This window comes from Pseudomonas sp. DP-17 (assembly GCF_022380625.1).
Lineage (GTDB): Bacteria > Pseudomonadota > Gammaproteobacteria > Pseudomonadales > Pseudomonadaceae > Pseudomonas > Pseudomonas nitroreducens_A.
Genome location: NZ_JAKSXG010000001.1, coordinates 406,320 through 420,993 on the forward strand (window position 1 = coordinate 406,320; position 14,674 = coordinate 420,993).

The following is a 14,674-nucleotide window of genomic DNA, read 5'->3' on the forward strand; positions in this document are numbered from 1 at the left end:
CGTCACGCCGACCTGCCCCCTCTCCCTTCAGGGAGAGGGTTGGGGAGAGGGCCTCCCGCTCCCGCGCCAACCATCGCACGAAAGCCGAAAATCCTACCCCGCTATCTGCATCGGCCCCCGCTTCACGTCCCCCTGCACCTGCTCCAGCGCCAGGCACTGGTCGAGGAACAGGCGCATGTAGCCGTAGCTCTTGCAGATCGCCTCGCGCAGCTGCAGGCAACGCGGCATGGCGAGCTGCGGACCGCAAAGGGTGCAGATGATCTCCAGGGCTTCCCAGGGATGATCGTCGTCGTAGCGGGCATGCATCTTCAGCCAGCGCATGGCGTCCTTGCGGCTGCCAGCCGGCAGGGTGCGTTCGTAGGTATCGGTGGAGCAGACCAGCGCCGACCAGTCGCCGGTGGCGCCTTCGATGGCGTAGTTGGTGGCCGCCATGGCCAGCGCCAGCTCTTCGGTGGCGCAACTGTGCCAGCACCAGTGCCCGAGCGCGTGGAGCTCGGCGGGGACCAGTTGCGCCTTGAGCTCGGCCAGGGTCACGCCGTAGGCCTCGGCCCAGCGCACCCAGTAGTCGGCATGGTTGAGCTCGACGCGGATGTTGCGCATCAGCCAGCGCCGCGCCATGTCTTCGCCGGGGCTGCGGCCGAAGCGCGTCTTGAGCAGGTTGTGGGACATGTACAGGGGGAACTGCTCGACCACCTGCCAGCCGCCGACCAGGAAGGCGCGCATGGTCTGACGGCTCAATTGGCCGTCGCGCATGCGCGCGTAGAGGGGGTGTTCGACCACCGCCAGACGGCTGGCCTCGCACTCCTGCACCAGGCGCTGGGCCCATTGCGGATAGCTGGAAAGCTCCTTGAGCGGCCCACTGCGAACAAAGGTGTCGTTCATCCAAGGCTCCGTTGCTGGTCGATCCATGCAAGCACCGGTAAATCTGGCCTCAGGTTAGTCCTCTCACGGCTCCGCGTCACCGTCCGGAGGTTGTGTCGGATACTACAGCTGCGACGTGGGTCTCACGCAGGAAGCTTCGATTGAAGGGCTGCGGCCGCGCCAAGCCATATCCCTGGGCGTAGTCGATGCCGATTTCCCGCAACACTTCGAGGATTTCCTGGGTTTCGACGAATTCCGCCACCGTACGCTTGCCCATCACATGGCCGATCTGGTTGATCACCTGGACCATGGCGCGGTCGATGGGGTCTTCGAGCATGTCCTTGATGAAGCTGCCGTCGATCTTCAGGTAATCCACCGGCAAATGCTTGAGGTAGACGAAGGACGACATGCCGGCGCAGAAGTCGTCCAGCGAGAAGCGATAGCCCAGGGCCTTGAGCTCCTGGATGAAGCGCGTGGCGTTGACCAGGTTGGCGATGGCGCTGGTCTCGGTGATCTCGAAGCACACACTGGCGGGCTCGATGCCGTAGCGCGGCTGCACTTCGCGGAGGAAGTCGAGGAAGGTGTCGTCACCGATGGTGGCACCGGAGAGGTTGATGGCGCAGGTGTGGATCGGTTCGTAACCGCCCTCGGCGGCGCGTTCGGCCAGCGTCCTGAAGGCGTTTTCGACGACCCAGCGGTCGATCTCCGGCATCAGGCCGTAGCGCTCGGCGGCAGGGATGAAGTTGATCGGCGCCACCAGCCGCCCGCACTCGTCGTTCAGGCGCAGCAGCAGCTCGACATGGGCGCCTTCGAGCACGCGATCGTCGACCGGGAAGATCGGCTGGGCAAAAAGACAGAAGCGTTCCTCCTCCAGCGCCAGGCGGATGCGCTGCACCCAGGCCATCTCGCCGACGCGGTTGGACAGCTCGGTATCGTCCGGGCGGAACACCTGGGCGCGATTGCGGCCCTTTTCCTTGGCCATGTAGCAGGCCATGTCGGCGCAGCGCAACGCCTCTTCCACCGACACCAGCATGGCGGAGATGTGCACCACGCCGATGCTCACGGTGATGTTGAAGCCACGGCCTTCCCATATGAAATGCAGGGCCTGGACGGTCAGCCGGATGCGCTCGGCGATCTGCTCAGCGAGGTCTGCCGGGCAATGTTCCAGGAGGATGCCGAACTCGTCGCCGCCCAGGCGGGCCAGGGTGTCGCCGTCGCGCAGGCACTGCTGCAGCACCGAGCAGACCTGGCGCAGCAGCTCGTCGCCAGCGGCGTGGCCACAGGTGTCGTTGACCAGCTTGAACTGGTCCAGGTCCAGGTACATCAGCGAATGCCGGTCGTGGGAGTCCGCCGAGCTATCCAGGGCCTGCTTGAGGCGGAACTCGAATTCGCGGCGGTTGGTCAGGCCGGTCAGCGCATCGTGGGTCGCCTGCCACGACAGGCTGGCCATGTACTGGCGCTCGCGGGTCATGTCATGCAGCACCAGCACCGTGCCGACCACCTTGCCTTCGGCATGAATGGGGGTGGCGACCAGGGTCACCGCCACACTGGTGCCGTCCAGGCGCTGGATCAGCTTGCTGGTCTCGCTGCCACCGTCCACTTCGCCGCGCAGGATCTGCCCCACCAGCGGCAGCCCCTCCACCTGGGAGTTCTCGTCGAATACCCGCAGCAGCGAGCGCAGCGGCAGGCCGACCGCCATGGAATTGTCCCAGCCGATCAGGCGCTCGGCGGCCGGATTGAAGTAGGCGATACATTCGTGCGCATCGAGAGTGACCACGCCGTCGCCGATAGCCGCCAGGGTGGTCTGGGCGCGTTCCCGCTCGGTATCCAGGGCGCTTTCGAAGGCGCGCTGCTGGCGCAGCAGCTTGCGCGTGCGCCACACCGCCAGCAGGATCAGCGCCAGTCCGGTCAGGCCGTTGACCACCAGCAGCACCCACATGATCATCCGCGAGCCCTGCCCCAGTGCCGCGGAGAAGGCCATGGCAGCCGGCGTGACGCCGTCGTTGATGGCCTGGATGCGGCTGTTCCAGTAGCTCAGGTCACCGGGGCGGACGTCGCCTGCGCGGATCTTCGCGCTCATCTCATCGGACAGCTGCTCCAGCTGGTCGAGGTAGGCATCGCCGATGATCCACATCTTCACGGCCTGGTCGAAGTAGCTGTACTCATGGAAGTAGCGGTACAGCCAGATCAGTGTGCCGATGTCGTCGGGATGGATGCCACCCTGCAGGGCGCCGGCGCGGGCCAGTTCGAGGTCTGGCTGGCTGAGATCGAGGGCGGCGCGGAAAGTGCGGTCACCCTGGGGAATGGCGATGGCAGCCCGGTAGCGCTCGTAATCCGCCGGGTCGCGACTTTGGCCATAGAGCTGCAGGTAATGGATGGCGTCCTTCTGCCCCTTGGACCAGAGGCTCTCGCCGCCGACATAGGCGCGTACGCCGGACAGGATAAAGAAGCTGCCGCTGCCGATCAGCGTCTGTAGCAGGACCACGACCATGAACGGCCAGACCAGCCTGAGCAGACGCGTCGTACGCCGGGTCGGCAAGAGTCCCATTGCATCCATAACCAGTTTCGACTTCCTTCTTAAATGCCTGGCAGGCCACAAGGGTGCAAAGCAGGCTCACCCGGGACTTTTCTCTCAGGCCGCCCCTTTCTTAACTTCTAGCCGATCATGGGAATTCCGGCAGGGGCCTTTGTGCCGTGAGACCCGCCGTCCGGCGGAAAAATGTGTTTTTTGCAGCGAGAAATGCCTGTTATCACTCCAAAAGCGGGCTGGCACGATTGAACGATCGGCGGTCTTGCAGGGCACAAGGCCATGTGCCATACCTCAGTCGTGCAATCTGCAACCAACCGACGGAGCGGCCATGCCACGGCGGGATCTGGACAGGCAGTTCGATCACCTCGTGGGCCTGGCCTACGAGTGCGTGCTCGACGAGGCCAACTGGCTGCCGCTGCTCACCGGGCTGATCGGCGCCAGCGGCCGCCAGCAGGGCGCGATGCTGTTCTGGGACCAGACCGAGAGCGGCGCGGTGGCCAGCGAAATCAACCTCTGCGACCCGGGCGCCATCGAGACCTACAATCGCGAGTTCAGCGCCATCGACCCGTGCAAGGGCTTCATGCAGCGCCGGCCGGTCGGTCACTGGTACCACGACCGCGAGGAATACGGCGCGCAGCGCATCGCCCGCGATCCTTACTACCAGGAATTCCAGCGGCCCAACGGCATGCACAACGTGTCCTGCGTGAAGCTCAACGAGCAGGACGCTTCAGGCATCTACCTGTCGGTGCTGACCAATATCGGCGCCCGCTATCCCGCCCCGCAGGAACAGGCGCTGCTCAACCGCGTGAGCCAGCATCTGACCCGCGCTGCGCGCATGTTCGGGCGCATCGACGCGATGCGCCAGCAACTGGCCCACCGCGACCTGCTGCTGGATCAGCACCCTACGCCACTCTGGCTGCTGGAAGGCAATGCCCGCGTGCTCTATGCCAACCAGGCGGCGCAGCAGCGGCTGGGGCTGCGCGGCAGCCTGTTCCAGGAAGTCTTCGGTCGCCTGCATTGCCGCCAGCACGATGCGAAGCTCCAGGCCCTGGTACGCCACGCGGCCCCCGGCACCGGCAAGGGCAAAGCCGGCTGGCTGCCGCTGGACGACGGCAGCGGTCAGGAACTGCTGGTCACGCCGGTGCCCGCCGAAGCGAGCTTCAACCAGCCCTTCCAACGCCCGCTGGTACTGCTGGCGCTGCTCGACGCGCATCGCCAGAGCGGCCTGCTGGGCGATCTGTTCGGCCTCACTCCGGCCGAGCAGCGCCTGGGCGCGTTGCTGGTTAGCGGCCTGGCGCCCGAGCAATGCGCCGACCAGCTCGGCACCTCGATCAACACCGTGCGCAGCCAGCTACGTGCGTTGTTCCGCAAGACCCGCACCAGCCGCCAGGCTGAACTGGTCAGCCTGCTGGTCCGGCTCGGGCAACGCTGAATATTCGCGGTCGTCATTCATTCAGATGATGGCCCGGGGGCCAAGCGCCCCCTAAGGTGATGAACGGATCACCGGCCTGGCCGGCCGGTACCCCTCATCTCACTGAGCAGAGCACTCCAGGCGGACGGAATGGACAATCGCATTCAGCAGCATCCGGACTCACTCACCCAAGCCATCGAACAACTCGAACAGCAACTGCGTCACCTCAAGGACGACGAGACCGACCTGCTGGCGCTGGCGGTCGGCGCCCGGCCGGCGATGCCAACCCCGCGCGTGCTGCCCTTTCCGAGGCGCCGCGAACGACCGATGGGCGAAGGCGCGGGCAATGCCGTACTGATGGATTACCTGTACGGCATCGATAGCACCCTGCGTTCACTGCTGCCCGACGGTCCCACCGAAGAACTGTTCCGCTACGCAAGCTCGGCACCGGCCGCCCGCGCGCTGCGCTCGCGGCGCCAGTTGCTGGCGCGAGAAATCGACCGCAGCTGTGACCAGCTCAACGGCCAGGCGCGCATTCTCTGCGTGGGCTGCGGGCACCTGCGCGAAGCCGATCTGGCGCGCTCGCTGCGCCATGGCCAGTTCCGCGCCTTCACCGCGCTGGATGCGCAGGTGCTGTCCCTGCAGACAGTGGAAGCCAGCTATGCCGCGCTCGGCATCCGCACCCAGCTCTGTACGCTGGACGATCTGTTCTACGGTCGCCAGGACCTGTGTCATTTCGATCTGATCTACTCGCCCGGCCTCTACGAGGTGCTGGACGAGCAAGACGCCCGCGACCTGACCCGCAACCTCTTCGCCCGCCTGCTGCCCGGCGGACGCCTGCTGATGGGCAATTTCCTGCCCGGCGTGCCGAATATCGCCTATCTCGAAGGCCTGCTGGACTGGCACCCGCATTACCGCAACGACGCCGCTCTGCTCGACCTGCTGCTGGGCATCCCCTACAACGACATCGCCAGCGCGCGAGTCTTCCACGACCCAGGCAATTGCGTGGCCTTCCTCGAAGTCACCCGCTACGGCTGATCAACCTGCTGCAGGTGCCCGTACAGGCGGGCGTAGAGCCCGCCTTCGGCGATCAGTTGCTGGTGGTCGCCGTCCTCGGCGATGCGCCCGCCATCGAACACCAGCACGCGGTCAGCCTGTTTCACCGCGGACAGGCGGTGGGCGATGATCAGTGTGGTGCGCCCCTCGAGGAAACGCTCCAGGGCCTGGTGCAATGCGTACTCGGTGGCGGCATCGAGAGCAGAAGTCGCCTCGTCGAGGATCACCACCTTGGGCTCGGCGAGCACCATGCGGGCGATCGCCAGGCGTTGCCGCTGGCCGCCGGAGAGGCGCACACCGGAGCGCCCGACCACGCTGTCCAGCCCCTGCGGCAAGGCGCGAATGGTGTCGGCCAGTTGCGCCACTTCCAGCGCGCGCCAGCAGGCTGGGTCGTCGCGCTCGCGGCCCATGGTCAGGTTGGCGCGCACCGTGTCGTTGAACAGCGCCGGATGCTGCAGCACCACCGCCACGTGCTCGCGCACGCAGTCCAGGCCGATCTCCTCCAGCGCCGCACCGCCGTAGCGAATGCTGCCGGCCTGCGGCTGGTAGAGGCCCAGCAGCAGCTGCACCAGGGTGCTCTTGCCTCCGCCGCTGGCGCCGACTATGGCAACCTTCTCGCCGGGGGCGATGTCCAGGTCGAGCCCGTCCAGCACCCGCTCCTCACCATAGGCGAAGCTCAGGTCGCGCACCTGGATGCCGACGCTGGTGTACCCGGCGAACGGGTCGCGGCGGTGCGGGTAATGCGGCTCGTCGGCGCGCGCCAGCAACTCGTTGATGCGGGTCAGCGCGCCGCCGGCGGCGTAGAAGGCGTACTGCAGGCTGAGCAATTGCTCCACCGGGCCGATCATGAACCAGAGGTAGCTGAACACCGCGAGCATCTGGCCGATGGACAGGTCGGAGAACAGCACGGTGAGCATGGCTGCGGCGCGGAACAGGTCGATGCCGAACTGGAACAGCAGCCCGCTGGCGCGCCCGGCGGCATCGCTCTTCCACTGCGAGGCGACGGCGTAGTCGCGCACTTCCCGGGCACGCACACCGAGGCGGCCGAGGAAGAAGCCCTGGCGGTTGCCGGCGCGCACTTCCTGGATGGCTTCGAGGGTTTCGGTCAGCGCCTGGGTGAAGCGCGAGGTGCTGTCGTTTTCCAGCTTCTTCAGGTGCTTCACGCGCTTGCCCAGCTGCACCGTGGCGAAGATCACCAGCGGATTGAACAGCAGGATCAGCAGTGCCAGCTTCCAGTGCATCCAGATCAGGATGCCGGCGGTGCCGCAGAGGGTCAGCAGCGCCACCAGGAAGCGGCTCAGGGTATCGCCGACGAACTTGTCGAGGGTGTCGAGATCGGTCACCAGATGCGCGCTGACCGAGCCGCCACCCAGGGTTTCGTACTCGCCCAGGGCGATACGTTTCAGCCGTTCGATCAGGCGCAGGCGGATGCGGTACACCACATCCTTGGACAACCGCGCGAACAGCCTGGCCTGCAGCACGTTGAACACCAGCGCGCAGCTGCGCAGCACCAGGGTCACCAGCAGCATCAGGCCGATGTACCCGGCGGGCCTGTGCCAGCCGTCGGGCAGCCAGTGGTTCATCACCTGCAGGGCGGCGTCGCCCTTGCCCAGCAGCACTTCATCGACCAGCAGCGGCAGCAGCAGCGGAATCGGTACGCTGCAGGCGGTGGCCAGCACGGCGACCAGGTTGGCGAGGAGCAGGGCCTTGCGATGACGAAATGCGAGCCGGCGGATTTCCGCCCAGCTCAGGCGGTCAGCGGACGGCTCAGGCATGCCGCCCGCGCTCCAGCCAGCGCTCCAGCAGCGGCGCGAGTTCGTCCAGCGGCTGGTAGCCGTTGGTCAGCAGGGCCAGTTGGCCATCGCGCTCGGCCAGCAGCGTGGGAAAGCCGGCGATGCCCAGGTCGCGCGCCCAGGAAAAGTCGGCCAGGGTCGCCAGGTGATTGTCCTGGCTGTCGAAGGCTTCGGCGAACTCGATGCGTGGCAGACCGACGCGTTCGGCCAGTTCGGTGAGTACGGCCGCCTGGGTGACGTCGCGGCCTTCGGCGTAGAAGGTCTGCTGGATTTCACCCACCAGCGCCCAGGCGCAGTCCTCGTCCAGGCGGCGAGCGGTGACCACCGCGCGGCAGGCCGGCTCGGTGTCGTAGACGAATCCATCGGGCAGCGCGCCCTCGAAGCGGAACGGCTGGCCGGTGGCGTGATGCACTGCCTGCCAATGTTCGAGGATGTAGCGCTTGGTGGCCGGCTCCAGGGCCGCGCCCTGGCCAGTGCGCAGCCCGCCCATCACCAGCGCCAGCGGCACGCCGGCGGCGCGTGCCTGCTCGACGAGCTTCTCGGCCACCGGGGCGAAGCCCCAGCACCAGGAACACATCGGGTCCATTACGTAGAGCAGGCGGCTGGTCATGGATCAGGTCTCCGCGCGCGGGTCACGGCCAATGGGGTGCGGCTGGTTGCGCTGGCGCGCCAGCTCGATCTGCTTCTGCCGCTCGCGGGCGCTGGCGCGGGTCTTCTCCGACAGCGAGTCCCAGCAGTGCGGGCAACTGATGCCCGGCGCGTAATGCTCGGAGGCGCGATCCTCCACCGAGATCGGGTTGCGGCAGGCATGGCACTGATCGTAGTCGCCCTCGGTCAGGTCATGGCGCACGGTCACGCGGTTGTCGAACACAAAGCAGTCGCCGCGCCAGAGCGTCTGCGCCTCGGGCACCTCCTCCAGATACTTGAGGATGCCGCCCTTGAGGTGGAAGACCTCTTCGAAGCCTTCGCTGAGCATGTAGCTCGAGGCTTTCTCGCAGCGGATGCCGCCGGTGCAGAACATCGCGACCTTCTTGTGCCTGGCCGGGTCGTAATGCTTGCGGATGTAGTCGGGAAACTCGCGGAACGACTTGGTCTTCGGGTCGATGGCGCCCTCGAAGGTGCCGATGGCCACTTCGTAGTCGTTGCGGGTGTCGATCAGCAGCACCTCCGGATCGGAAATCAGCGCGTTCCAGTCCTTGGGCTCGACGTAGGTGCCGACCTTGGCATTGGGGTCCACGCCCGGCACGCCGAGGGTGACGATTTCCTTCTTCAGCTTGACCTTGGTGCGGTAGAAGGGCTGATCAACGCAATAGGACTCCTTGTGGTCGACATCGGCCAGGCGCGGGTCGTTGCGCAGCCAGGCGAGCAGGCCGTCGATGCCGGCGCGGGTGCCGGAGACGGTACCGTTGATGCCTTCCTCGGCGAGCAGCAGGGTGCCCTTCACGCCGTTGTCCAGCAGGGTCTGCAGCAGGGGTTCGCGCAGGGCGACGTAATCGGGCAGTGAGACGAACTTGTACAACGCCGCGACGACGATTCTTTCGGTGGTCATGCATCACTCCAGTGGTCGCCCGCGTAAAGGGCGGACCGGGCTTCTTTGGAAAAGCAAGTTTGGAAACAAAAGCTGATCGACAGCTGAAAATGACAGCGCCGGCAGAAGCCGGCGCTGGGTGTCGCATTCTACCGGAGCGGGGCGAACCCCGCACGCGGTTGGTCAGCCGAGCCGATCAGTGAGGAAGATCGTGCTTGCTGCCGCCGCGGCAGGTCGGCGAATCCGGCGCCTGTCCCTGCTGCGCCCACTCCTGCGGAGTGTAGGTATGCAGGGCCAGGGCGTGGATCTGGCCCATCAGCTCGCCGAGCGTGCCGTAGACCTTCTGGTGCCGCTTCACCGAGTTCAACCCCGAGAAGGCCGGGCTGACGATCACCGCCTTGTAGTGCGTTTCCTGCCCGCGGCTGTGCATGTGGCTCTCGTCGAGCACCTCGAGGTGTTGCGGTTCGAGAGCGCCCAGGGCGGATTGGAGTCGGTCACGCATGCTCATGTCGGGCCTCGCTGGCAGTCAGTACGGTTCAGGCAGATGGAAATCAGGACGATCAGGGCTTCTTGGCCGGAGCAGCCGGGGCCTTCACGCCCAGTTCCTTGTCCATGTCGGCCATCAGCTTGTTCACCGGCTCTACTGCGGTCTGCAGCTTGGCCTGGGTCAGCTGGGCGGATTCGGCGGTCAGGCGCGGCATCTTCTCCAGCACCTTGCGGCCCAGCGGGGACGCGTAGAAGTCGTTCAGCTGCTTGAGCTCGGATTCGCTGAAGTTGCTGGTGTAGAGCTTGACCAGTTCAGGCTTGAGCTTGTCCCAACCCACAGCGCGGTCCAGTTCGGCGTTGGCCTTGGCCTGGTAGCGATCGAGCACGGCCTTCTTGCTGTCCGGCGCCTTGGCCTGGGCGAAGCGCTGGGCGAGCATCTGCTGGACTTGTGCGTAGACCGGAACGGTCAGCTTGTCGGCATGGACCTGCTTGAGGAATTTCTCCGCCTCGGCGTTGGCATCAGCCAGTGCCATGGAACTGAAGCCAACCAGTAGTGCTGCGGTGCAGAGGGAACGAAGAACGGTCATGGGGCAGTCCTGTGAGTCTGAAAGTGTGTCCGGGTGGGACCCGCCATTCTGCGCCTAAGTTCGGAATGCGCTCAAGAGAATGGCAAATGCCCTGGAAGTGACCGGCTTCTCTTGTAGGACAGTTCATGAAACGGCATGCTGCGGCGCGTTGCCACACGGATGTGACCGATGAACACCCTCACCCGCCCGCCGACGCCCTTCGCCGCGCCGCTCCTGTGCGATGCGCGCGGCCGCCTGAACAGCGCGGCCGTGGGCTGGTCGTCGCGGCCGCAGACGCTCTGCCAGCTGTCCGGCAACGCCGGCCGGCGCAAGCGCTGGAACCACTGGTGCATCAACGCGCCGGGCTGGATGCTGTCGATCACCATCGCCGACCTGGACTACCTGGGCTACGGCGCCGTTTATTTCCTCGACCTGGAAACCGGACAGTCGGTGCACCGTACCCAGTTCAGCCCCTTCGGCCTGGGCTGCCAGCTGCCCGATACGCCGAATCAGACCCATGGTTTCGAACACGGCCAGCTGCGCCTGGGCTTCGACGAGCAGCCCGGCCAATTGCGCATCACCGCCTGCGCGCCCAACCTGGGCGGGCAGCCGCTGAACCTCTCGCTGGAAGTGCAGCGCCCGGCGCACCTGGAGTCGGTCAACCTGGTGGTGCCCATGGGCGGCAAGTGCTTCCACGCCTGCAGCCGGCAGATGGGCCTGCCGATCAGCGGCAGCCTGACCCTGGGCCACAAGACCTATCGCTGCAGCGAAGGCCAGAGCTTCGCCGCGCTGGATTTCGGTCGCGGCGTCTGGCCATTCAATACCCACTGGACCCGCGCTGCCTTCGCCGCGCCCGGTGGTATAGCCGGCAACTTCGGCAGCGGCTGGACGGAAAACAGCCACCTCAGCGAGAACGCCCTGTGGTTCGGCGGCGAGCTGCAGCCGCTGGACGGCCCGGTGGATATCCACCAGGCACCGCACGATCCGCTCTCGCCCTGGCAATTGCGCGGCAGCGAGGAGCGCGTCGAACTCACCTTCACGCCGCGCAAGCTGCATCGCGCCTGCCCTCGCCTGGGCCCGCTGTTCGCCGAGACCAGCCAGTGGTTCGGGCGCTTCGACGGCTCGCTGCGCAGCGCCGACGGCGACCTGGTGCCCGTCAGCGGCGCCCTCGGCTGGATCGGCGCCACGCATGCCCGCTGGTGATCTGCTGCGCTACTGAAACCGCTCTATCACGGCCATTGAGCCAGCGAGGAACCCGGAAGCCCCGTAGCGGCCTAAACTGGCCGAGACCCTTTTTCCGGAGAAGCGCCATGAGCCGCACCGAAACCGACAGCCTTGGTCCCATCGAGGTCCCCGAAGACGCCTACTGGGGTGCGCAGACCCAGCGCTCGCTGCAGAACTTCGCCATCGGCGGGCAGCGCATGCCGCTCGCCGTGGTCCACGCCCTGGCGCTGATCAAGAAGGCCGCCGCGCGGGTCAACGCGCAACTGGGCGAGTTGCCGGAGAACATCACCAGCCTGATCGAGGAAGCCGCCGACGAAGTGCTCGCCGGTGAGCACGACGACCAGTTCCCCCTCGTCGTCTGGCAGACCGGCAGCGGCACCCAGAGCAACATGAACGTCAACGAGGTGATTGCCGGGCGCGCCAACGAGATCGCCGGCAACGGCCGCGGCGGCAAGAAGCCGGTGCACCCCAATGACCATGTGAACCGCGCGCAGAGTTCCAACGACAGCTTCCCCACCGCCATGCACATCGCTGCCGCCCAGGCGGTACAGCACGACCTGTTGCCGGCCATCGCCGAGCTCAGCGGCGGGCTCGCCCAGCAGGCCGCGCGCCACGCCAACCTGGTGAAGACCGGGCGCACCCACCTGATGGACGCAACGCCGGTGACCTTCGGCCAGGAGCTTTCTGCCTTCGTCGCCCAGCTGGACTATGCCGAGCGCGCCATTCGCGCGGCGCTGCCGGCTGTCTACGAACTGGCCCAGGGCGGCACCGCCGTCGGCACCGGGCTGAACGCGCCGAAGGAATTCGCCGACGCCATCGCCGCCGAGCTGGCCGACCTCTCCGGCCTGCCCTTCGTTTCCGCACCGAACAAGTTTGCCGCCCTCGCCGGCCACGAACCGCTGGTGACCCTGGCCGGGGCCATGAAGACCCTCGCCGTGGCGCTGATGAAGATCGCCAACGACCTGCGCCTGCTCGGCTCCGGCCCGCGCGCGGGTTTTGCCGAGGTAAGACTGCCGGCCAACGAACCGGGCTCCTCGATCATGCCCGGCAAGGTCAACCCGACCCAGTGCGAGGCGTTGTCGATGCTCGCCTGCCAGGTTTTCGGCAACGACGCCGCCATCACCTTCGCCGCCAGCCAGGGCCACCTGCAGCTCAACGTCTACAAGCCGGTGATCATCCACAACCTGCTGGAGTCCGCGCGCCTGCTGGCCGATGGTTGCCGCAACTTCAACACCCACTGCATCGCCGGCATGGAGCCGGACGCGGCGAAGATGCGCGAGCACCTCGACCGCGGCCTGATGCTGGTGACCGCGCTCAACCCGCACATCGGCTACGACAAGGCCGCCGAGATCGCCAAGAAGGCCTACGCCGAGGGCAAGACCCTGCGCGAAGCCGCGCTGGAACTGGGTTACCTGACCGACGCCGAGTTCGACCAATGGGTGCGCCCGGAGACCATGCTGGAGGCCGGGCAGAATGGCTGAACCGACCCGTTCCGGGGCAACCCCGCTTGAGGGCGACGGCAAGCGCGTGCTGCTGGTGCTGGGCTCGCCCAAGCCGGGCGGTTTCTGCCATGCACTGGCAGAGGCCTACGCTCACGGCGCCCGCGCCAAGGGCCATGTGGTGCACACGCTCAGGCTCGGCGAGTTGAACTTCGACCCAGTGCTGCGCGGCGGTTACGAACAGAGCCAGAACCTGGAGCCGGACGTGCTCGAAGCCCAGCGGCAGATCCACTGGGCGCAGCACATCGCCTTCATCTACCCGATCTGGTGGGGCGGCCTGCCCGCGTTGCTGCAGGGCTTCTTCGACCGCGTGCTGCAACCGGGCTTCGCCTTCCGCTACCGCTCGCTGGAGTCCCGCGAGTTCGAGCCACTGCTGGGCGGGCGCAGCGCCGACCTGCTGGTCAGCCATGACCAGACCCACTGGCACTACCGCCTGCGCCAGGGCGCCCCGGCGCACCGACAGATGACCCGCTGCATCCTCGCGCCCTGCGGCATCGCCCTGCACCACCTGGAAGAATTCAGCCCGGTGCGCGGCTCCGGTGAAGAGCAGCGCCAGGGCTGGCTGCGCCGGGCGGAACAGTTGGGTACGCAAGCCTGAACCGCGCGGCGGAAGCGATAGAAACCTGTAGGAGCGAGCTTGCTCGCGAACAGAGTCAAACGACAGCGCCGGCGTTGAGCTGTTCGCGAGCAAGCTCGCTCCTACGAAGAGCCGTAGGGCGCATAACCCGGAGCGGGATTTCCACCCCCCAGCCGATCAAGCCGCCTCGGCAGACGCCTTCACCTTCGCCAACGCCGAGAACAGCTCATCCACCGCTTCGCTCCACGCCATCCTGCGCCGCGCCCAGGCCGCGGCGTCCGCATTGCCGCTTCGGAACTGCCCGACCCACTCAAGGAATTCTCCTACACCGCGCCCACCCTCGACTTCCCTAGCATGCGCTCGCCCCAATCCGGGGTTCCTCTTGCCTCTGGAGGCAGCATGCTTCGCAAACTTTCCGCCGAAATGATCGGCACGTTCTGGCTGGTGTTCGGTGGTTGCGGCAGCGCCATCTTCGCCGCCCACGCCATTGGCGTCCTGGGTGTCGCCCTCGCCTTCGGCCTGACCGTGGTCACCATGGCCTATGCCATCGGCCCGATCTCCGGTTGCCACCTGAACCCCGCCGTCACCCTCGGCCTGTGGGCCGGCGGCCGCGTCCGCACGCTGGATGTGGTGCCGTACATCGTCGCCCAGTGCATCGGCGGCGTGATCGCCGGTGCCGTCCTGTTCTACATCGCCTCCGGCAAGCCGGGCTTCGATGCGTTGGCCGGCTTCGCCGCCAACGGTTATGACGCCCTCTCGCCGACCGGCTACAGCCTGCACTCGGCGATGGCCATCGAGGTACTGCTGACCGCGTTCTTCCTCTTCGTGATCATGGGCGCCACCGACAGCAAGCTGGCCCCGGCCGGTTTTGCGCCGATCGCCATCGGCCTGACGCTGACCCTGATCCACCTGATCAGCATCCCGATCGACAACACCTCGGTGAACCCGGCGCGCAGCCTGGGCGTGGCGCTGTTCGCCGATCCGGCCTTCATGAAGCAGCTGTGGCTGTTCTGGGTCGGCCCGCTGGTGGGCGGCGTGATCGGTGCACTGGTCTACCGCGTGGTACGCCCGGCGGCCTGAGCCTGCTACCTGCGACAAGAAAAAGGGCGCCTCGAGGCGCCCTTTTTTCGTTGCGGCTGCAAG

Annotated in this window: 13 protein-coding genes; 6 read left to right on the top strand and 7 right to left on the bottom strand. The window is 66.5% G+C overall.

Annotation, left to right across the window (positions count from 1 at the left end):
• Positions 1 to 93 precede the first annotated feature (93 nt).
• Positions 94 to 882 carry an iron-containing redox enzyme family protein gene (locus MJ122_RS01880; protein WP_088416665.1) on the bottom strand — a complete coding sequence of 263 codons (789 nt, stop codon included), beginning with the start codon at positions 880 to 882 and terminating at the stop codon, positions 94 to 96.
• 76 nt (positions 883 to 958) lie between these two features.
• Positions 959 to 3,409: an EAL domain-containing protein gene (locus MJ122_RS01885; RefSeq protein ID WP_239741993.1), complete on the bottom strand. Its 2,451-nt coding sequence runs from the start codon at positions 3,407 to 3,409 to the stop codon at positions 959 to 961.
• 310 nt (positions 3,410 to 3,719) lie between these two features.
• Between MJ122_RS01885 and MJ122_RS01890 the strand changes: the two genes are divergently transcribed.
• Positions 3,720 to 4,823: a PAS domain-containing protein gene (locus MJ122_RS01890; RefSeq protein ID WP_239741995.1), complete on the top strand. Its 1,104-nt coding sequence runs from the start codon at positions 3,720 to 3,722 to the stop codon at positions 4,821 to 4,823.
• Positions 4,824 to 4,952: 129 nt separating this feature from the next.
• Complete coding sequence (locus MJ122_RS01895) at positions 4,953 to 5,840, top strand: class I SAM-dependent methyltransferase (protein ID WP_239741997.1); 888 nt, start codon at positions 4,953 to 4,955, stop codon at positions 5,838 to 5,840.
• On the opposite strand, the gene MJ122_RS01900 is transcribed toward MJ122_RS01895, so the two are convergent.
• From MJ122_RS01900 to MJ122_RS01920, 5 genes are all read right to left on the bottom strand, one after another.
• Complete coding sequence (locus MJ122_RS01900) at positions 5,831 to 7,633, bottom strand: ABC transporter ATP-binding protein (protein ID WP_239741998.1); 1,803 nt, start codon at positions 7,631 to 7,633, stop codon at positions 5,831 to 5,833. The genes MJ122_RS01895 and MJ122_RS01900 overlap by 10 nt on opposite strands.
• Positions 7,626 to 8,228, bottom strand: coding sequence for a DsbA family protein (locus tag MJ122_RS01905; protein WP_172419186.1), 603 nt, complete (start codon positions 8,226 to 8,228; stop codon positions 7,626 to 7,628). Before MJ122_RS01905 ends, MJ122_RS01900 begins: the two co-directional genes overlap by 8 nt.
• A 36-nt stretch (positions 8,229 to 8,264) precedes the next feature.
• Positions 8,265 to 9,200 carry a rhodanese-related sulfurtransferase gene (locus MJ122_RS01910; protein WP_239742000.1) on the bottom strand — a complete coding sequence of 312 codons (936 nt, stop codon included), beginning with the start codon at positions 9,198 to 9,200 and terminating at the stop codon, positions 8,265 to 8,267.
• Positions 9,201 to 9,375: 175 nt separating this feature from the next.
• Positions 9,376 to 9,687, bottom strand: a complete 312-nt coding sequence (locus MJ122_RS01915) for a BolA family protein (RefSeq protein ID WP_088416659.1) — start codon at positions 9,685 to 9,687, stop codon at positions 9,376 to 9,378.
• Positions 9,688 to 9,739: 52 nt separating this feature from the next.
• On the bottom strand, positions 9,740 to 10,252 hold the full coding sequence (locus MJ122_RS01920; protein ID WP_239742002.1) for a DUF2059 domain-containing protein: 513 nt from the start codon (positions 10,250 to 10,252) through the stop codon (positions 9,740 to 9,742).
• Between the two features lie 168 nt (positions 10,253 to 10,420).
• Between MJ122_RS01920 and MJ122_RS01925 the strand changes: the two genes are divergently transcribed.
• The 4 genes from MJ122_RS01925 to aqpZ all read left to right on the top strand — a co-directional run bounded on the left by MJ122_RS01925 (position 10,421) and on the right by aqpZ (position 14,611).
• Positions 10,421 to 11,434: a DUF2804 domain-containing protein gene (locus MJ122_RS01925; RefSeq protein WP_088416658.1), complete on the top strand. Its 1,014-nt coding sequence runs from the start codon at positions 10,421 to 10,423 to the stop codon at positions 11,432 to 11,434.
• 107 nt (positions 11,435 to 11,541) lie between these two features.
• The gene (locus tag MJ122_RS01930; RefSeq protein WP_088416657.1) at positions 11,542 to 12,936 is read left to right on the top strand and encodes a class II fumarate hydratase; all 1,395 of its coding nucleotides are present in this window, start codon (positions 11,542 to 11,544) and stop codon (positions 12,934 to 12,936) included.
• Positions 12,929 to 13,552, top strand: a complete 624-nt coding sequence (locus MJ122_RS01935) for an NAD(P)H-dependent oxidoreductase (RefSeq protein WP_088416656.1) — start codon at positions 12,929 to 12,931, stop codon at positions 13,550 to 13,552. Before MJ122_RS01930 ends, MJ122_RS01935 begins: the two co-directional genes overlap by 8 nt.
• 378 nt (positions 13,553 to 13,930) lie before the next feature.
• Entirely contained in the window at positions 13,931 to 14,611 is a 681-nt protein-coding gene (aqpZ, locus tag MJ122_RS01940; protein WP_088416654.1) for an aquaporin Z, read from the top strand.
• Positions 14,612 to 14,674: the final 63 nt, after the last annotated feature.